Origin of the sequence: Corynebacterium variabile (genome assembly GCF_006539825.1) — a bacterium.
In the GTDB taxonomy this organism is placed as follows: Bacteria; Actinomycetota; Actinomycetes; order Mycobacteriales; family Mycobacteriaceae; genus Corynebacterium; species Corynebacterium variabile.
Genome location: NZ_BJNT01000022.1, coordinates 13,965 through 31,841 on the forward strand (window position 1 = coordinate 13,965; position 17,877 = coordinate 31,841).

General features: G+C 66.7%; 18 protein-coding genes. 9 read left to right on the forward strand and 9 right to left on the reverse strand.

All coding sequences use genetic code 11. The features are described from left to right. Positions 1 to 14: 14 nt before the first annotated feature. From CVA01_RS12620 to CVA01_RS12630, 3 genes are read left to right on the forward strand one after another with little or no spacing between them, the layout of a single operon-like run. Positions 15 to 776 (forward strand): SDR family NAD(P)-dependent oxidoreductase, encoded by a 762-nt coding sequence (locus CVA01_RS12620; protein ID WP_141331202.1) that lies wholly within the window; start codon positions 15 to 17, stop codon positions 774 to 776. A gap of 24 nt (positions 777 to 800) precedes the next feature. Further along, on the forward strand, positions 801 to 1,253 hold the full coding sequence (locus CVA01_RS12625; RefSeq protein ID WP_141331204.1) for a fluoride efflux transporter FluC: 453 nt from the start codon (positions 801 to 803) through the stop codon (positions 1,251 to 1,253). After that, the gene (locus CVA01_RS12630) at positions 1,253 to 1,660 is read left to right on the forward strand and encodes a fluoride efflux transporter FluC (protein WP_141331206.1); all 408 of its coding nucleotides are present in this window, start codon (positions 1,253 to 1,255) and stop codon (positions 1,658 to 1,660) included. The genes CVA01_RS12625 and CVA01_RS12630 overlap by 1 nt, the downstream gene beginning before the upstream one ends. Positions 1,661 to 1,671: 11 nt before the next feature. Here CVA01_RS12630 and CVA01_RS12635 read toward each other — a convergent pair whose 3' ends face one another. Further along, positions 1,672 to 2,220 carry a YceI family protein gene (locus CVA01_RS12635; protein WP_014011459.1) on the reverse strand — a complete coding sequence of 183 codons (549 nt, stop codon included), beginning with the start codon at positions 2,218 to 2,220 and terminating at the stop codon, positions 1,672 to 1,674. Positions 2,221 to 2,349: 129 nt separating this feature from the next. On the opposite strand from CVA01_RS12635, the gene CVA01_RS12640 reads away from it, so the two are divergent. Beyond that, positions 2,350 to 2,853, forward strand: coding sequence for a MarR family winged helix-turn-helix transcriptional regulator (locus CVA01_RS12640; protein ID WP_082796438.1), 504 nt, complete (start codon positions 2,350 to 2,352; stop codon positions 2,851 to 2,853). 22 nt (positions 2,854 to 2,875) lie between these two features. On the opposite strand, the gene dnaB is transcribed toward CVA01_RS12640, so the two are convergent. From dnaB to CVA01_RS12675, 7 genes are all read right to left on the reverse strand, one after another. Next, positions 2,876 to 4,444: a replicative DNA helicase gene (gene dnaB / locus CVA01_RS12645; protein WP_141331208.1), complete on the reverse strand. Its 1,569-nt coding sequence runs from the start codon at positions 4,442 to 4,444 to the stop codon at positions 2,876 to 2,878. 653 nt (positions 4,445 to 5,097) lie between these two features. After that, positions 5,098 to 5,550, reverse strand: a complete 453-nt coding sequence (gene rplI / locus CVA01_RS12650; protein ID WP_014011462.1) for a 50S ribosomal protein L9 — start codon at positions 5,548 to 5,550, stop codon at positions 5,098 to 5,100. A gap of 66 nt (positions 5,551 to 5,616) precedes the next feature. Further along, positions 5,617 to 6,246 (reverse strand): single-stranded DNA-binding protein, encoded by a 630-nt coding sequence (locus tag CVA01_RS12655; protein ID WP_141331210.1) that lies wholly within the window; start codon positions 6,244 to 6,246, stop codon positions 5,617 to 5,619. Positions 6,247 to 6,324: 78 nt separating this feature from the next. Further along, complete coding sequence (gene rpsF / locus CVA01_RS12660) at positions 6,325 to 6,624, reverse strand: 30S ribosomal protein S6 (RefSeq protein ID WP_174775643.1); 300 nt, start codon at positions 6,622 to 6,624, stop codon at positions 6,325 to 6,327. Between the two features lie 85 nt (positions 6,625 to 6,709). Then, positions 6,710 to 6,892, reverse strand: coding sequence for a hypothetical protein (locus CVA01_RS12665; protein WP_041630260.1), 183 nt, complete (start codon positions 6,890 to 6,892; stop codon positions 6,710 to 6,712). A gap of 2 nt (positions 6,893 to 6,894) precedes the next feature. After that, positions 6,895 to 9,060 (reverse strand): transglycosylase domain-containing protein, encoded by a 2,166-nt coding sequence (locus CVA01_RS12670; RefSeq protein ID WP_141331212.1) that lies wholly within the window; start codon positions 9,058 to 9,060, stop codon positions 6,895 to 6,897. Further along, positions 9,053 to 9,523 (reverse strand): DUF5318 family protein, encoded by a 471-nt coding sequence (locus tag CVA01_RS12675; RefSeq protein WP_158307515.1) that lies wholly within the window; start codon positions 9,521 to 9,523, stop codon positions 9,053 to 9,055. Before CVA01_RS12675 ends, CVA01_RS12670 begins: the two co-directional genes overlap by 8 nt. Before the next feature lie 142 nt (positions 9,524 to 9,665). Here CVA01_RS12675 and CVA01_RS12680 point away from each other — a divergent pair, with 142 nt between their 5' ends. The 4 genes from CVA01_RS12680 to CVA01_RS12695 all read left to right on the forward strand — a co-directional run bounded on the left by CVA01_RS12680 (position 9,666) and on the right by CVA01_RS12695 (position 12,806). Beyond that, positions 9,666 to 10,820 carry an inositol-3-phosphate synthase gene (locus tag CVA01_RS12680; RefSeq protein WP_141331213.1) on the forward strand — a complete coding sequence of 385 codons (1,155 nt, stop codon included), beginning with the start codon at positions 9,666 to 9,668 and terminating at the stop codon, positions 10,818 to 10,820. A 107-nt stretch (positions 10,821 to 10,927) separates the two neighbouring features. Next, positions 10,928 to 11,422 (forward strand): MarR family winged helix-turn-helix transcriptional regulator, encoded by a 495-nt coding sequence (locus CVA01_RS12685; protein WP_014011467.1) that lies wholly within the window; start codon positions 10,928 to 10,930, stop codon positions 11,420 to 11,422. A gap of 3 nt (positions 11,423 to 11,425) precedes the next feature. Continuing rightward, on the forward strand, positions 11,426 to 12,394 hold the full coding sequence (locus CVA01_RS12690; protein ID WP_141331214.1) for a universal stress protein: 969 nt from the start codon (positions 11,426 to 11,428) through the stop codon (positions 12,392 to 12,394). 73 nt (positions 12,395 to 12,467) lie between these two features. Further along, a complete protein-coding gene (locus tag CVA01_RS12695) occupies positions 12,468 to 12,806 on the forward strand; it encodes a hypothetical protein (RefSeq protein WP_014011469.1) in 339 nt (112 codons plus the stop codon). Between the two features lie 1,489 nt (positions 12,807 to 14,295). Here CVA01_RS12695 and leuS read toward each other — a convergent pair. Beyond that, complete coding sequence (gene leuS, locus CVA01_RS12705) at positions 14,296 to 17,145, reverse strand: leucine--tRNA ligase (protein ID WP_141331215.1); 2,850 nt, start codon at positions 17,143 to 17,145, stop codon at positions 14,296 to 14,298. Positions 17,146 to 17,173: 28 nt separating this feature from the next. Between leuS and CVA01_RS12710 the strand changes: the two genes are divergently transcribed. Further along, positions 17,174 to 17,785: an SdpI family protein gene (locus tag CVA01_RS12710; protein ID WP_141331216.1), complete on the forward strand. Its 612-nt coding sequence runs from the start codon at positions 17,174 to 17,176 to the stop codon at positions 17,783 to 17,785. Positions 17,786 to 17,877: the final 92 nt, after the last annotated feature.

A 17,877-nucleotide genomic window follows, 5' to 3' on the forward strand; every position in this document is an offset into this window, starting at 1 on the left:
GAGAGGAAAACACCATGTCAGCCACAGATTTCAGCGGTAGGGTCGCCGTCGTCACCGGCGGCGGTTCCGGCATCGGCGAGGCCTGCGCCGTCGAGCTCGCCGCCCGCGGCGCGTCCGTCGTCGTCACCGACATCAACGAGGACGCTGCGACGCGCGTCGCCGAGTCCATCACCGCCGACGGCGGTACCGCCTCCGCCTTCCGGGCGGACTCCTCCTCGGCCGAGGACAACAAGGCCATCGTCGACTTCGCCGTGACCACCTACGGCAAGCTCAACTACGCCGTGAACAACGCCGGCATCGCCGGGGCCAGCGCCCCGGTCGGTGCGCTGGAGACCGACAACTGGGACAGGGTCATCGGGATCAACCTCAACGGCGTCCTCTACGGCAACCGCTACCAGATCCCCGCCATGCTCGAGGCCGGCGCCGACCAGTCCGCGATCGTGAACATGGCGTCCATCCACGGCAGCGTCGCCGCCCCGGGCAATGCCGCCTACACCGCGGCGAAGCACGGTGTCGTGGGCCTGACGAAGAACGCCGCCACCGAGTACGGCCCCGCGGGCCTGCGCGTCAACGCCGTGGGCCCCGGCTACATCGACACTCCCCTGCTCGCCCACATGCCCGACGAACAGAAGGAGGCGCTGGTCGCCGAACACCCGCTGGGACGCCTCGGCCGCGCCGACGAGATCGCGAAGCTCGTCGCCTTCCTGCTCTCCGACGACGCCTCCTTCATCACCGGCTCCTACCACCTCATCGACGGCGGTTACACCGCGGTGTAGCCGGCACGGTCGTAGGATGACCGTGTGCCTGACGTCCCCGCCCGACCCGTCCATCTGCAGCTGCGGTTCATCATCCCGGTGATCCTCGGCGGCATGGCCGGCGTCGCCGCGCGCGAGGGGCTTGTCCTCGCGTTCCCCTACGATGAGGTGCCCTGGATCATCGGTGCGATCAATATCGGCGGCGCGTTTCTCCTGGGCTTCCTGCTCGGTCTGCTCCCCCGGCTCGGCCCGGATACGGGAGGACGCCGCGTCCTGCGCCTGTTCGCCGGCACCGGCGTGCTCGGCGGATTCACCACCTACAGTGCCCTGGCGACGGACGCCGCATCCCTCACCTCGGACGGGCTGCCGCTCGCGGGACTGGGGTATGCCCTGGTCTCGGTGATCGTCGGCGTCCTTGCGGCGGCAGCGGGTATGCGGATGGCCGCGGCGGTGCGCGTCACCCCGCGGGTCGAGCTGACCGGGGAGGAGGACGCCTGATGACTCCCCTGCTCTTCTGCATCCTCTGCCTCGCCGGTGGCCTGGGCGCCGGATGCCGTTTCGTGCTCGACGGGGTGGTGAAGGCCCGGCTCGCCGCCACGTCCGGTGGCAGTTCCACGGCAGGTCTGCCGTGGGCGACCTTTCTCATCAATGCCACCGGTTCACTGGCCCTGGGCCTGCTCACCGGCCTGGTCACCGCCGGGGCCCTGCCGGAGGACTGGCAGGCGGTCGTCGGCACCGGGTTCCTCGGCGGCTACACGACCTTCTCCACGGCGATGGTGGAGACCATGAACCTGATACGGCAGAACCGCCACCGGGCAGCGGCGCTCAACGGGGTGGGCGTGCTGGTGGTGACGGTTCTGCTCGCGGGTCTCGGCCTGTGGGCCGGGACGCAGCTGGCCGGTTAGGGGCCTACCGACTACGCCTCGTTCTTCGTGGCGGAGATGTCGAAGTTCAGCTTGATCTTCTCGGAGACCAGGACGCCGTCGGTCTTCAGCGGGGCGTTCCAGGTCAGGCCGAAGTCGGTGCGGTTGATCTCGAGCCCACCCTCGAAGCCTGCGCGGGTGGCGCCGAAGGAGTCCACGACCTCGCCCTCGAACTCGAAGTCGATGGTGACGGTCTTGGTGACGTCCTTGATGGTCAGCTCGCCGGTGACCTCGAGCTCGTCATCGCCCTTGGCGGTGACGGAGGTGGAGGTGAAGGTGATCTTCGGGAAGTTCTCGACGTCGAAGAAGTCGGCAGACTTCACGTGGCCGTCGCGACCCTCGTTGCGGGTGTTGATGGAGGCGGCGTCGATGTCGACGGAGATGGCCGCACCCTCGAGGTTCTTGCCGGAGGTGGCGGTGCCGGTGAAGGTGTCGAAGGTGCCGCGCACCTTGGTGACCATCGCGTGGCGGGCGGTGAAACCGATCTCGGAGTGGGCGGGGTCGATGGTGTAGGTGCCGGCGTAGTCGTTGACGGAGCTCATGGTGTGAACCTTTCAGGTGGTCTTCTGTGATGTCCTGCAATGCCCACGGTATCCCGTGGCGATGGATTCCACTATAGACAGATGTAGTTGACGTGTCAACCATCTCCTCACTGTGATTGAATGGGGAGCATGACCCGCACTGATAACCAGGACCCCCAGGAACCCCGCTGGCTCTCCGCGGAGGAGCAGCAGCTCTGGCGTCAGTGGCTGGTGGCCGGTCCCCGGATCCAGGCCAACCTGGCACGTCAGATGCAACGCGACAGCGGAATCTCGCTCCCGGACTACGAGGTACTCGTCAACCTCTCCGAGGCACCCGACCACCGCATGCGCATCGCGGCCCTGGCCGACCGGCTCCAGTGGGACCGTTCCCGGCTCTCCCACCAGATCACCCGGATGCGCAACCGTGACCTCCTCGACCGCGAGGCCTGCGGAGACGACCGCCGTGGCGCCTACATCGTGCTCACCCGGACCGGCCTCGAGGTCGTGACCGCGGCAGCCCCCGGCCACGTGAACGCCGTCCGGGAACTGTTCACCGACCGGCTCTCCCCCACCCAGGCGTCGCAGCTCTCCGCCATCCTGGACGACCTGCTCGCCCAGTTCGACCTTCCCTCCGGGTGCCCCGGCGGGAAGTGAGCCCCCACCCCGCCCTGGCGGATCACGCCCCCGGCGAGAGCTCCGAGAACCGCGAGTAGTGCAGCTGGTGGGCCACCCGCACCGTGCCGATCGGACCACCACGGTGCTTCGCCAGGATCAGGTCCGCCTCGCCTGCCCGCTCGTGGTCACGGTTCTGCGAGTCAGGTCGGTTGATGAGGATGACGATGTCGGCGTCCTGCTCCAGCGAGCCGGACTCACGCAGGTCGGACACGCGCGGCAGCGCGTCGTCGCCACGGGCCTCCACACCACGGTTGAGCTGAGAGATCGCCACCAGCGGGACGTCGACCTCCTTGGCCAGCAGCTTGAGCTGACGGGAGAACTCCGAGACCTCCTGCTGACGCGACTCGACCTTCTTGCCCGAGCTCATCAGCTGCAGGTAGTCGACCACGATAAGGCCCAGGTTGTGCTTCTGCGCCAGACGTCGGGCCTTCGCCCGGATCTCCGTCATCGTGAGGTTAGGCGAGTCGTCGATGAAGATCGGCGCATTCTCGATCTGGGTGACGCGACGGGTGAGCTTGTCCCACTGACCGTCATCCATCTTGCCGCCGCGCATCGCCGACAGCGGCACCGCCGCCTCCGCGGAGAAGACGCGCATCATCACCTCAGACTTGCTCATCTCCAGGGAGAACAGCACGGAGGCCTTGTTCTGCTGGACCGAGACCGAGCGCATGAAGTCCAGGGCCAGCGTCGACTTACCGACACCGGGACGCGCCGCCACGATGATCATCTGTCCACCGCGGAACCCGTTGGTCATCTCGTCGAGGTCGTGGAACCCCGACATCACACCTCCCTCGCCACCGGCGCCGGACGCCAGGTCGTCGAGCTCGTCCATGGTGGATTCCAGCAGGTCCGCCAGGACCATGTAGTCCTCGCTGGCGGACTCGTTGGTGATGTTGAACATCTCCTGCTGGGCGCGGTCGACCACGCTCTCCAGCTCCGCGCCCTCCAGCCCCGAGTAGCCGTACTGGACGATACGGGTGCCCGCCCCCACCAGCCGACGCAGCACCGCCTTCTCGGCGACCAGGTCGGCGTAGTAGCCGGCATTGGCGGACGTCGGCACCTTGCTCGACAGCTCGTGCAGGTACGGCAGACCCCCGACCTCGTCGATGAGGCCGTTGTTGTCAAGCCGGCCACCCAGGATGACCGGGTCGACCTCCATGCCTTCGCCGTAGAGCTCGAGCATGGTCTCGTAGATGGTGCGGTGGGCCGGGCGGTAGAAGTCCTCCGGCTTGAGCCGCTCGACGACATCGGCGATGGCGTCCTTGCTCAGCATCATGCCACCGAGGACGCCCTGCTCGGCCTCCACGTTCTGCGGCATCTGCCGCATCGGCTCGCCGAGGCCGGAGAAGTCCACGTTGTCACTGCCCCGGCCACGCCCCTTCCCCTTGCCGCGGAAACTTCCGCCGGACCGGCCGGAAGTGCTGCCGCCACCGCCACCGAAACTGTCGCCGGGCCCCTCGTCCCAGGCCGACGGTTCGGGCGGCAGCGGGGCATCCCCGAAGCTGGTCGCGAAACCGTCCCCGGAGCTTCCCCCCGGCACGTCGGTCCCCGTGTTCTCCTGTGCACTCATGAGCCCACTGTAGACGCGGGCGCGGGGGTGGACCAAAGGGCCGCAGAAGCCCACTGTGCCGCAGCTCTCCACAGAGTTGTCCACAAGCTGTTGTGGACAACTTGTGGACACGGCGTGCATAGCTGGCAATGCCGCAGGTCGGCTTGTGGACAACCTGTGGACAACTTCCGCCGATTACCCGAGGTGACCACCGTTAACGCAGGTCAGAGAGCTTTACAGCTGTGGACTGTATGGAACACGTGCGTGGACAACTTCCTGTCCACCCACCGAACAGCAGGTGGACGTAGGTCTGTTTCCATCACCGCAGGTCGAATATGCGCATATTTTCCGATCTCTATGCATCGTGGGTTGCGGGAGTTGTCCACAGGTACAGAAACGGGGCCCGATCGCACCCCGGAACACACAGGGTGTCCTCCCGGAAAGCCCCCGGTCGCCACCTTCTCCGGACGCACCGAAAACACGACACGGACCTGCCCCGGTGTCTGGCCGGGAAGGTCCGTGTCGTGTGCTGTTGTCGAAGTATGTTCTTCGGGGTCGCCCGCCCCTGGGCGCGATGGTTGACGGAGACCGGGTGTCTGGGCCGGGGCCGTCCCACGCCGTGGTTCACCGTGACGGTGTCCCGCGGGGAGAGCGGATAACGGTGGTGACGCCAGTTACTTGGCGACGACCTTGAAGTTCAGGGAAGCGACAACCTGCGGGTGCAGCTTGACGTCCACGTTGTAGGAGCCGGTCGCCTTGATGTCGCCCTGGTTCAGGACGATGGTGCGCTTGTCCAGCTCGCGACCGCCGGCAGCCTTGACGGCGGCGGCGATATCGGCGGCGTTGATGGAGCCGAAGAGCTTGCCCTTGTCAGAGGTGCGGACCTTGACGGACACACCCTGCAGGTGGTCGATCTCGGCCTTGACCTCGTGGGCGTGGTCCAGGTCGCGGATGACCTTGTCAGCCTGCGCGCGACGGATGTTCTCGACCTGTGCCTCAGCACCCTTGGTGGCGGTGATCGCCAGGCCGCGGGGGAGCAGGTAGTTACGGCCGTAGCCGGCCTTGACCTCGACGATGTCGCCCGGGACACCGAGGTTGTCAACGGCAGCGGTGAGGATCAGCTTCATTGATCCGGTGCCTTTCGTTGTTCTGGGGGTTTGCGGAAATGTCTGTGAACGCGATCACACGACAGATCAGAACGGGGGCTCGTCGCCACCGTCGAAACCGGAGGACTGCGGAGCGGAGCTCCAGGGATCGTCGTCGTTGGACGCGTTGCGTCCGCCGAAGCCGCCCTGGTTACCCTGCTGCGGGGCAGCGGAGCGGTTCTGGTTTCCACCGAAACCGTCCTGGTTGCCCTGGTTTCCCTGGCCACCCTGGTTGCCACCGGAGTAGCCGCCCTGGTTGCCCTGGTTTCCGCCCTGGTTCCCACCGTTCCAGTTACCCTGACCACCCTGACGGGGGGTCTTGGTGACCTGGGACGTCGCATACCGCAGAGACGGGCCGACCTCGTCGACCTCGATCTCGTACACGGTGCGCTTCTCACCTTCGCGCGTGTCGTAGCTGCGCTGCCGCAGACGGCCTTGGACGATCACCCGGTCACCCTTGGTGAGCGAGTTCGCCACATTCTCGGCCGCCTGGCGCCAGATGTTGCAGGCCAGGAAGAGAGCTTCACCGTCCACCCACTGGTTCGACTGCGAGTCGAACCGGCGTGGGGTGGAGGCGACACGGAAGTTCGCCACGGCAGCGCCCGAGGGCGTGTACCGGAGTTCAGGATCAGCAACGAGGTTGCCGACCAAAGTGATCGGGGTGTCTCCCTGTGCCATGTGGTGTCTTTCCTGTCTTCGCTGGCGATGGTGAATCAGTGGAACCGGGAATCCGGTTGACCTGCGCCGTGAGGAGCCTTACTTGGCGTCCTTGCGCAGCACCTTGGTGCGCATGATGATCTCGTTCAGGTTCAGCAGACGGTCAAGCTCCTGGACGGTAGCCGACTCGCAGTGCATGTCGACGACGGCGTAGATGCCCTCGGCCTGCTTGTTGATCGGGTACTCCAGGCGACGCTTGCCCCAGATGTCAACGTTGTCGACCGTACCGTTTTCCTTGCGAACCGTCTCGAGGAACTTATCCAGGGACGGGGCAACGGTGCGCTCGTCCTGGGACGGGTCGATGATGATCATCATCTCGTATTGACGCACGGACCTCATCACCTCCTGTGGTCTAGTGTTTCGGCCGTGCCCCTGTTGGGCGCGGCAGGAGGGTTCGTTGCGTCAGCAACCGGTCCAGTATACTCTACGAGGCCCAGAAGACCGCAATCCCCACCGGCACGAATGTGATGAACACGACCGCGACGGTGAACAGCCCCCACGTCACCGCCGGCCGTCGCCGCACCATGAAGCTCTTGAAGGATGCCCCGAAGAGCAGGAATCCGAGGAACACGCTCACCATCGTGACGATGAGCCCGGCGTCCGACACAGCTAGTTGCCTCCGTTGAGGAAGTCCTCGATCATCTGCCCGACGTCCGGCAGCTCGCCGCCGCCCTCTCCGGTTCCGCCACCGTTGTCCTGCGGCGCCGGGGCCTCTTCCGCCGGTCCTTCCTGCGTGTCCTCCTGCGGCGTGCTCTCGTAGCCGCCGGTCCAGCCGCCGCCACCGCCACCGGTGGAGGTGTCGGCGGCCACGCCGCCCTCGAAGTTCTCCGCGGGTTCATTGACCAGCGCGGCATCCATGAAGTTCTTCCAGATGTCCGCCGGGGACATCGAGCCGTACATCGATCCGCCGTAGGTCATGTCGACCAGCGGCTGACCGTTGACGTTGCCCATCCAGACCGCCGTGGCGAGCTGCGGGGTGGAGCCGATCATCCAGGCGTCCTTGTTCTGACCCGTGTCACCCAGCTGGGCGGTACCGGTCTTCGCGGCGGACTGGCGTCCGGCCAGGTCGTGGTTGTTGGAGTAGCCGGCGATCGGGCCCATGGCCGAGATCACGGCGTCTGCGGTGTCCGGGTTGATGACCTGGGTACCCTCCATCTCCGAGTTGTCCAGGAGTACTTCACCGGACTGGGTCTCGACCTTCTCGACGAAGTGCGGGGGGATGTACTTACCGCGGTTGGACAGGGTCGCCAGGATGGACGCCATGTCCAGCGGGCGGGACTGGTACTGACCCAGGGTGATGCCCTCGTAGGGGGTTTCACCGTTCTCGGTGAGTGTCTGGTCGATGCCCGGGATGGACTCGGCGGCACCCAGCTTGTGTGCCATGTCCGCGACGTCCTGGGCACCGTTGTCGAGGCTCTGGGTCAGGCGGATGAAGGAGGTGTTCAGCGACATCTTCAGCGCCTGGGCCAGGGAGCAGGTGCCGCAGGTCTCGCCCGAGTCATTGGTGACCGTGTTGTCACCGGAGGTGACAGGGGAGGAGTCGTACATCGCACTGGTGGGGATTCCCTGCTCCACGGCGGCGGCCAGGGTGACGATCTTGAAGGTCGATCCGGTCTGCAGACCGGCGTTCGCCCAGTCGAAGCCGTTCGGGTCGTCGCCGCCGTAGTAGGCCTCGACGCCACCGGTCTTCGGGTTGACGGAGACGCCGGCGGAGCGGACGTCGTCGCCGTAGGAGTCCAGTCGGGAGTGGACCGCGTCCACCATGGACTGCTGCTTCGCGGAGTCGATGGTGGTGGTGATCTTCAGTCCACCGGTGTTGACCGCCTCCTCCGAGATGCCGTTCGCGGCGAGCTCGGCGAGGACCTGTGACTTGATCAGGCCGTTCGTGCCCTCGGCGATCGAACTCTGGTCGACGGTCGCCGGGTCGATGGTCTCCGGGTAGACCGCCGCCGACCGCTGGTTGCGGTCGATGCTGTCCAGACCGACGAGCCCGTCCATCACGTAGTTCCACCGGTCCTCGGCCTCGGGACGGTTGGTCCACGGGTCAAGCTGGCTGGGCCGCTGGATGGACGCGGCGAGCACCGCGCCCTCCTCGACGGTGAGCTCCTGGACGGGCTTGTTGAAGTAGGCCTTCGCCGCGGCGCTGATGCCGTAGGCGTTACGTCCGAAGTAGATGGTGTTGAGGTAGGCCTCGAGGATCTCGTCCTTGGACCACTCACGCGTCATCTTCGCGGAGACGACCAGCTCCTTGCCCTTTCGGACCAGGGACCGCTCGTCACCGACCACGGCGTTCTTCACGTACTGCTGGGTGATGGTGGAACCACCACCGGCAGAGTCGTTGCCGGTGAGCTGACCGATCGCCGCACGCCCGAAGCCGGTGACCGAGAAGCCGCTGTTCGAGTAGAAGTCGCGGTCCTCGGCGGAGAGCACGGCACTACGCACGTGCTCGGGCACCTCGTTGATGTCGATGTTCTCGCGGTTGCCCTCCGGGGGCACGATGCGGGCGAGCTCCGAGGAGCCGTCCGCCGCGTAGATGTTCGAGATCTGGTTGTTCTGGAGCTCTTCAGGCTGCGGAACCTTCGTCACCGCGTAGGCGGCGAAGAAGGCGACGAGCGGCACGATGATGAGGACCGCGATAACCGAGCAGACGGTCGTGATGACCCTCCGCCACCGCGGACGGCGACGCCGTGTCCGGACGCGGAGATTGTCTCCCGCGTCACCCGACGACGCCGCCGCGCCGTTCACGTCCTCGTTCGAACTGTTGTCGTTAGTCACCTAGCTGGTCTTCCCGTCGATGGCCGGGCCCGTCGTCGTACGTTGTGGGATACTCCACGGACCCGGATTCTGGCAGAACTTTCCCGGCAACTCCCCGGTACCCGTCCTCGCGGAGGAGATGGTTCCACCCGCACCGCAGGCAGACCTCCACCGTGTGGACGGTGAGTTCCTCACCGCCCCGGAGGACAGACAGAAGCTGTCGTATCTCCGCAAGACTACGCGCTGTGCCTGACTTTTCCCCTATTGCTGTGCCATGGATCCACTGAGTTTCCCGCAGGTCGGCACCACACACCGGACATGCCCGACCAGCGGGGACGCCGAGCACCTCCGCGCTGGCCCGCACTTCACGGGTCGCGTCACAGACCTCGGCCCGGGACATCCCGCCGCGCGACAGGGCCCGCAGGGTGCGGCGCCGGTCCAGTTCGTGGTCCACCGAACGGTAGGGGACAGGGGAGTGGGTCATGCCGACCAGTCTAGGGGTGCTGCAGGCACGCCGTCCGACACCTGAACTTGATCGGTCAAGCACTCCGGTGAACCGGTCAAGAGGCGTTCAGACCCCTTTCGACGTGCAGATTCTCGCCGAAACGGGTCTATGGTCCAGAACCATGACCGAGAACACCTCTTCCAACATCAAGCTCGCCATCGTGGGCCTGGGCAACTGTGCCACCTCTCTCGTCCAGGGCCTCGAGTATTACAAGGACGCCGCGGACGGCGACACCGTGCCCGGCCTCATGCATGTCCGCTTCGGTGACTACCACGTCCGCGACATCGATCTCGTCGCCGCCTTCGACGTGGATGCCGACAAGGTCGGCAAGGACGTCTCCGTCGCCATCGAATCGGGCCAGAACTGCACCATCAAGATCTGCGACGTCCCGGAGACCGGCGTGACCGTCCAGCGTGGACGCACCCTCGACGGCCTGGGCAAGTACTACCGCGAGTCCATCGAGGAATCCGCCGAGGCCGAGCCGACCCACGACGACGTCGTCGCCGCTCTCAAGGAGTCCGGTACCGATGTGCTGGTCTGCTACCTCCCGGTGGGTTCCGAGGACGCCGACAAGTTCTACGCGCAGTGCTGCATCGACGCCGGTGTGGCCTTCGTCAACGCCCTGCCCGTCTTCATCGCCTCCGACCCCGAGTGGGAGAAGAAGTTCGCCGACGCCGGCGTCCCCATCGTCGGTGACGACATCAAGAGCCAGGTCGGCGCGACCATCACCCACCGCGTCCTCGCCCGTCTCTTCGAGGAGCGCGGCGTGACCGTCGACCGCACCTACCAGCTCAACGTCGGCGGCAACATGGACTTCAAGAACATGCTCGAGCGTGAGCGTCTCGAGTCCAAGAAGGTCTCCAAGACCCAGGCCGTGACCTCCAACCTCCACGGTGAGCTGGCCGGCAAGATCTCCGACCGCAACGTCCACATCGGCCCGTCCGACCACGTCGAGTGGCTCGACGACCGCAAGTGGGCCTTCATCCGCCTCGAAGGCCGCGCCTTCGGTGATGTCCCGCTGAACCTGGAGTACAAGCTCGAGGTCTGGGACTCCCCGAACTCCGCCGGCGTCATCATCGACGCGGTGCGTGCCGCGAAGATCGCCAAGGACCGCGGCATCGGCGGCTCCGTCGACCCCGCCTCCACCTACCTCATGAAGTCCCCGCGCCGCCAGGTCAACGACGACCAGGGCCGCAAGGACCTCGAGGTCTTCATCGCCGGTGAAGACGGTGCCGACCTGCAGCAGGACGTCACCGAGTCCCTCGCGCGTCTCTGAGCCTCCCGCTCCACCCGCTGGCCGTCACACTGTGACGGCCAGCATATTCTTCCAGAACATTCCTCCCGGGTGAACAATTCCTCCGTAGAACAGGTAAGTTAGTCGGCATGACCGTCTCTTCCCTCGGCGTCGCGAAGCAGCTCCGTCCGGTACTCACCCGTCTGTACCTGCTCTACTTCCGCCAGACCGCCACCTCCGCCATCAGCATGGCCCAGCTCTCGATCATGATGAACCTGCAGGACAACGGCCCTCTGCGCATCAGCCAGATCGCCGACCTCGAGGCCATCCGGATGCCCACCGCCTCCAACGCGGTGAACCACCTGGAGCAGATGGGGCTCGTCTCCCGCGTCCGCGACGTCAGCGACCGTCGCGGTGTGCGCGTCCGTCTCACGGACGAAGGCACCCGTCAGCTCGAGAAGATCACCGAGGAGCGCGTCGAGCAGCTCGCCACACTGCTCAACGGCCTCACCGACGAGGAGCTGCAGCAGGTCGAGAATGCCCTGCCGCTGTTCGACCGCGTTCTCTCCACCTTCGGCCCCCACGTCACCGGCACCTCGACCGAGGCCGACGCGGAGACCACCGACGGGGACGCCGCGAAGTAACCCGTGGCCGCTGTGAGCACCACCCGGATTCTCCTGGCCTGGCGTCCCGGCGACGGGGCCCCCGGCTCAGCCGGTGCGGACACCGCCGCCGTCGCGGCCTGGATGTCCCGTAGCGGCCCCCTGTCGATCCGCCCCGTGTGCGTCATCCCGCGCATCTGGCCGGAGAGCTCCGGTGGCGGCGGTGCCGCCGACCCGGACATCCTGGACAGGGTCACCGACTGGGCACACGCCGAGACCGCCGCCTGCCTGGAGGACGCCCGCACCGCGCTCCGCGACGCCGGCGTCCCCGAGGGATACATCGACACCGGCGCCTCCGGCTCCGACGGGACGGACGCACCGCTGGTCAACCATTCCGAGACCACGGCCCTGATCACCGCCGCCACCGACTTCGGCGCCGAAGTGATCCTCATCGGTTCCCGTGACGACGCCCCCGAGGGGCACTTCCGGGCCGGTGCTACGGCAGATGCCCTGCTGCACTGCTCTCCACTGCCGGTGCTCGTCGCACCGCACCTGCCGACCCTGTCGAGCCATGGTGTCACCCGGGTGAGCTGTGCCTACGTGGATACCGAACAGTCCCAGCAGGCGCTGCGCCATGCCGCGGACCTCGCCACCCGTTGTTCGGTGCCGCTGCGTCTCGTGGCCTTCAGCCCGGTCGGCGCGACGATGTACCCGACCCGCGTCCCCCTGCCCGACAGCGCTGATGCGCTGGAGCGGTGGCGGAGCCAGGCGGAGGCCATCCTCGACCGCGGCCGGAACCGGGCGCTGGAGCGTCATCCCGGGCTGGAGGTCCAGACCGGGGTCGGTGTCGGCGACGACTGGGCCGGAGCCATCGGTGACCTGCGGTGGAAGAAGGGCGACCTGCTGGTCGTCGGTTCCTCCGTCCTCGGTTCCTTCAACCGGGTCTTCATCGGCCCGTCCACGAACCAGATCCTGCGGCATTCGCCCGCGCCGGTGTTCGTCAGTGCCGTCTGACCGCAGTCTGACCGCTGTCTGACGTCCACTGACCGCCTGTGATCGCTGCAGTCGCCTGCGTTACGCTGGAACCATGGATTCGATGGACAGTTCCGAGGACCTGATCTCCCATCTGGAGCAGGAGGACCACCGCGCCACCGTCCGGTTGGCGTGGCGGTTGGGTCTCGGCGTGCCTGTCCTCACTCTGCTGACGCTGCTCGTCTTCTGGCTGATCACCGGCGATTCTGCGGCGACCCACATCGCCCCGATCGTCGTGGCTTTCGTGGGTGCGGTGGGGACCTGTGTGATCACCAGCCGCAAGTGGAGCCGCTACCACGCCTGGGCGCCGCTGATGGGCGCCGTGTGGGCGCTGGTGCCGTGGTTCCTCCTGGTCGCCACAAGCCTGCTGCCGAAGCTCATCCTGGGGGACTGACGGGCAGGGCCCTACGCGCCACCCAGTACAAATGTTCACCTCTGAGGGACACGCGCCCTGAAGTTGTGCGTGACGCCCCGGGATCGTGTCGAATGAATGTCGTTCACCCGACAAGACCCCAGGGCACCGGACCCGAACCGAGGGCGGCGGGGACGGTAGACCTCTCGTCAGACCGCGTGTCAGATCAACCCAGCCGGTCAAGCGCCTTCCTGATCCACCCCGGAGCTCCAGCACCTTGTCAGCGTCCTTCAGATTCCCGGCGGTCACCCGGAATACCGTGTCACCGCGGTGCTGCAGGCCAGCGAACACCTCCGAATCATGGTCCCGCTGCTCTTTCTGCAGATGATGCGCCCCGTCGTAGAAGAGGTAGATCCCGTGCTCCTCCCACCCCAGATCGACCGTGGTCAACAGTTTCCCGTTCTCGCGGAACACCGGGATCTGACTGCGGAGCCCGGGTGCGAGGTCCCCCACCACCAACCGGTGAAGGGTCTCCGGCGGCGATTCAGCCCCCACATCCGTGAAGCCGAGCACAGCAGCTGCGGTCTCCGCCGACAGTCCCGCCGCCACCAGCGGTCCCGCACTTCCCACTGCCACGGCGCCCCAGGCCTGATGGAAATGGTCACTGACCTGTACTGATCTGATGAACGTCGGCGTGAGATGCAATCTCACCGTGATGAGGTCGGGTATTCTCCAGCGTCTGCTGCGGTCAGCATCCGTCTCTGCCGTCGCCATGAGCATCCTGGCCAGAGTGGTGGCAGGGTCCGTGGCCCGATGATCCGGGCACGTCGGGTCCAGTGACAGTGCCGCCCGACGGTAGGTTTCGAGTTTCCGTGTCCTCGTCAGCCTGACGTGCGGAGGAGCCGAGGTTGTGTCCGCACCGTTCGGCACCAGGAACTCCAGGGACTCTTCCTCGACAAAGTGGGTCATCCCGTACTGGAGCCCGGCGGGGATGCGTCTCTCCCCGCGGTAACCGGTGGCTGTCATTTCCGGCAGCAGTGTGTCCACATGGACGAACACCCCATGCTCTGCGTTGACGAAGAACTTCCGGATCCGGGCCCGGGTGACGCCGGCTGCCTTCAGGTCAGACCTGGTCACAGGCCGGTATCCGGGGAGCTCCCTTGCGTGTGTCGCCCGCTTCCGTATGCGCTCCCGGTACCGGTCCGTCACCTCGCATTCCCGCTCCGGCATCAGACATGCATATGAGTCGACGTTCCCGTTCTCGCCGGCGGTTCCCCCACCGTATCCCCCGATACTCATAGGAGAAGTGTGCCACAGGTTCGCCGGCCGGAACAGAGCGGACGCCCGACCGCCCTGGGAACATGCCCAGCGCCCTGGGTTTGTGTCGCTCACAGACGGTGAAAACGACACAAACCCAGGGCAGAGAGACCGAACCCAGGGCGGCGCAACAGCTGTGTCGGGGAGGGGCCCGGCGAACAGGACTGCGGGGAACAACGTGGGGCCGACAGGGGCACCCCAGGACCCCCGCGGACTACTTGGCGACGATATTGACCATCTTGCCGGGGACCACGATGATCTTCACGATGTTCCTGCCCTCGGTGTGGGCGACAACGTTCGGCTCGGCCAGGGCGGCCGCCTCGATGGCGTCACGCGTAGCGTCCACCGCGACGGTGATGCGGCCACGGACCTTGCCCATGACCTGCACCGGCAGCTCGACCGAGTCGTCGACCAGCCACTTCTCCCCGAAGGTCGGGAAGTCGGCGTGGGCCAGCGATCCCTCGTGGCCCAGTCGGGTCCACATCTCCTCGGCGATGTGCGGGGCGACCGGGGCCAGCATGAGCGCCAGCGGCTCGACCGCGTCACGCGGCACGGACGCACCGGCGTAGGCCTTGGTGAGGTAGTTGACGTACTCGATGAGCTTGGCGACGGCGGTGTTGTCCCGTAGGTTCGCGTAGTCGTCACGCACGCCGGCGACGGTACGGTGCAGGGCACGGTTGTCGTCGTCGGTGAGAGCGGTATCGGCGACCGCAGCGTCCCCGGTCGCCTCGTCGACGGCCAGACGCCAGGCACGCTGCAGGAAACGCTGCGCACCGACGACGTCCTTCGTCGCCCAGGGGCGGGAGGTGTCCAGCGGACCCATCGACATCTCGTAGACACGCAGGGTGTCTGCACCGTAGTTGTCGCAGATCTCGTCGGGGGAGACGGCGTTCTTCAGGGACTTGCCCATCTTGCCGTACTCCTGGTTGACCTCCTCTCCGTTGTAGAAGAACCTGCCGTCCTTCTCCTCGACCTCGGCGGCAGGCACGTAGACGCCACGGGCGTCCGTGTAGGCGTAGGCCTGGATGTAGCCCTGGTTGTAGAGGCGGTGGTACGGCTCGTAGGAGCTGACGTGGCCCAGGTCGAAGAGGACCTTGTGCCAGAAGCGGCTGTACAGCAGGTGCAGCACGGCGTGCTCCACGCCACCGACGTAGAGGTCCACGCCGCCGGAGGGCATGCCCTCCCGCGGGCCGGTCCAGTACTTCTCGTTCTCGATGTCGACCAGCGCATCCGAGTTCGTCGGGTCGATGTAGCGCAGCTGGTACCAGGAGGAACCGGCCCACTGCGGCATGACGTTCGTGTCGCGCCAGTAGGTCTGCTCGCCGTCGCCCAGGTCGAGGCGCACCTCGACCCACTCCTTCGCCTTCGCCAGCGGCGGCTGGGGCTCGGTGGAGGCGTCGTCCGGGTCGAAGCTGACCGGCTTGTAGTCCTCGACCTCGGGCAGCTCGACCGGCAGCATGGACTCGGGCAGCGCGTGGGCCACACCGTCGGCGTCGTAGACGATGGGGAAGGGCTCGCCCCAGTAGCGCTGGCGGGCGAAGAGCCAGTCGCGCAGCTTGTACTGGATCTTCTCCTCGCCGACGCCCTGCTCCGCGAGCCAGGCGATGGTCGCCTCGATGGCCTCGGCCTTGGTCTTCCCGTCGAGGGACAGACCGCGGTCGTTGGTGGAGTTCACGAGGACGCCGTCGCCGGTGTACGCGGCGTTCTGCACGTCATCCCCGCCGGACACGACCTCGTGGATCGGCAGGCCGAAGACGGTGGCGAACTCGTGGTCACGGTCGTCGTGGGCGGGCACGGCCATGATCGCGCCGGTGCCGTAGCCGGTCAGCACGTAGTCGGCGATGAAGACGGGGACCTGCGCGCCGTTGACCGGGTTGGTCGCGTACGCGCCGGTGAAGACGCCGGTCTTCTCCTTGTTCTCCTGACGCTCCAGGTCGGACTTCGCGGCGATGGCCGTCCGGTAGGACGCCACGGCGTCCTTCGGGGAGGCCTGACCGTAGGTCCAGGCCGGGTTGGTGCCCTCGGCGTAGGGGGCGTCGGTGACCAGGGCGTCCACCAGCTCGTGCTCGGGGGCCAGGACCATGTAGGACGCACCGAACAGGGTGTCCGGGCGGGTGGTGAACACCCGGATCCGGGCCTCGGACTTGGGTGCGGCGAGTTCGACGGCGAAGTCGACCTCGGCACCGCGGGACCGGCCGATCCAGTTGCGCTGCATGGACTTGACCTTCTCCGGCCAGTCCAGGTCGGCGAGGTCGTCGATGAGACGGTCGGAGTAGGCGGTGATGCGCATCATCCACTGCGACAGGCGCTTGCGGAAGACGGGGAAGTTGCCGCGCTCGGAGCGTCCGTCCGCGGTGACCTCCTCGTTCGCGAGCACGGTACCCAGGCCCGGGCACCAGTTCACGGTGGAGTTCGAGCGGTAGACCAGGCGGTGCTCGTCGAGCGCCTCCTGCTGCTGCTTCGGGGTGAGGTCGGCCCAGGCGGTGCCGTCGACGCCCTCGGCGATGAACTTCTCCTCGAGTTCGGCGATGGGACGGGCCTTCTGGGCGTCCGTGTCGAACCAGGAGTTGTAGATGCGCAGGAAGATCCACTGCGTCCACCGGTAGAAGTCGGTGTCGGTGGTGGCGATGACGCGGCGACGGTCGTGGCCCAGGCCGAGGCGGCCGAGCTGACGCTCCATGTTGTCGATGTTCGCCTGGGTGGTGGTGCGCGGGTGGGTACCCGTCTGCACGGCGTACTGCTCGGCGGGCAGGCCGAAGGCGTCGTAGCCGAGCGTGTGCAGGACGTTGCGGCCCAGCATGCGGTTGTACCGGGCGTAGACGTCCGTGGCGATGTACCCCAGGGGGTGGCCGACGTGCAGGCCGACACCCGAGGGGTAGGGGAACATGTCCTGGACGAAGAGCTTGTCGTCCGGCAGCGTCTGATCCGGGTCAGCGAGGTCCCCGACGGGGTTGGGGGCGTTGAAGGTGCCCTGCTCCCGCCAGGTGTTCTGCCAGCGGGCCTCGATGTCGCCGGCGAGCTCCGGGGTGTAACGGAAGGGGGTGGACTCGCTGGAATTACTCATGGCTGCTCATTGTAATAGACTGCTGGTCATGATCGTTCTCTCTGTCCTGCTGTTCGTCCTCGGTATTGCGGTGCTGGTCACCGGTCTGATGGGGCTGACGGGGACGCTGCCGGGCAACAGGTGGGTGGGTCTGCGCATCCCGGAGGTCCGCAAGTCGAAGGACATGTGGGTCACCGGCCACCGCATCGCCGGACCGTTCTGGACCGGTGCGGGTGTCGCCCTGCTGCTCAGTGGGCTGGTCAGCCTGCAGGGTGGCTGGCTGTGGGTCGTCGCCGGTGTGCTGGCCATCGGCGCTCTGGCACTGATCGGCATCGGTGCGGCGAATGGGGCGCACATCATGGCGCAGATCGACCTGCGCAAGGGCCAGGAGGCCGAGCAGCAGCGTGCTGCGGCCGGCTGCTGCTCCTCGGGGAACAACGCTCCTGCCGCGTCTGAGGACGCCAGCCTGGTCATCCCGCCGGCGAATGGCGCCACCGGAGTGGTCTCCCCGGCCGGTGACTCCTGTGGCGGATCCTGCGGGGACTGCGGCGCCTGCGACCACGGTGACGACGACCTCTCCGGGACCACCACCTCTCTGAGCGCCCCGAAGCTCGACCTGGACGCCGCCCGGCGCGCCATGGCCGCCCGGGACGGGAAGTAGGGCGCAGCCCCGGCACTGCCTGCAAATCCACGGTCGAGGTGCCTGCAAATCCACGGCAGTGAGCTGGGAAAGCCGCCGAACTCCGGGACCCC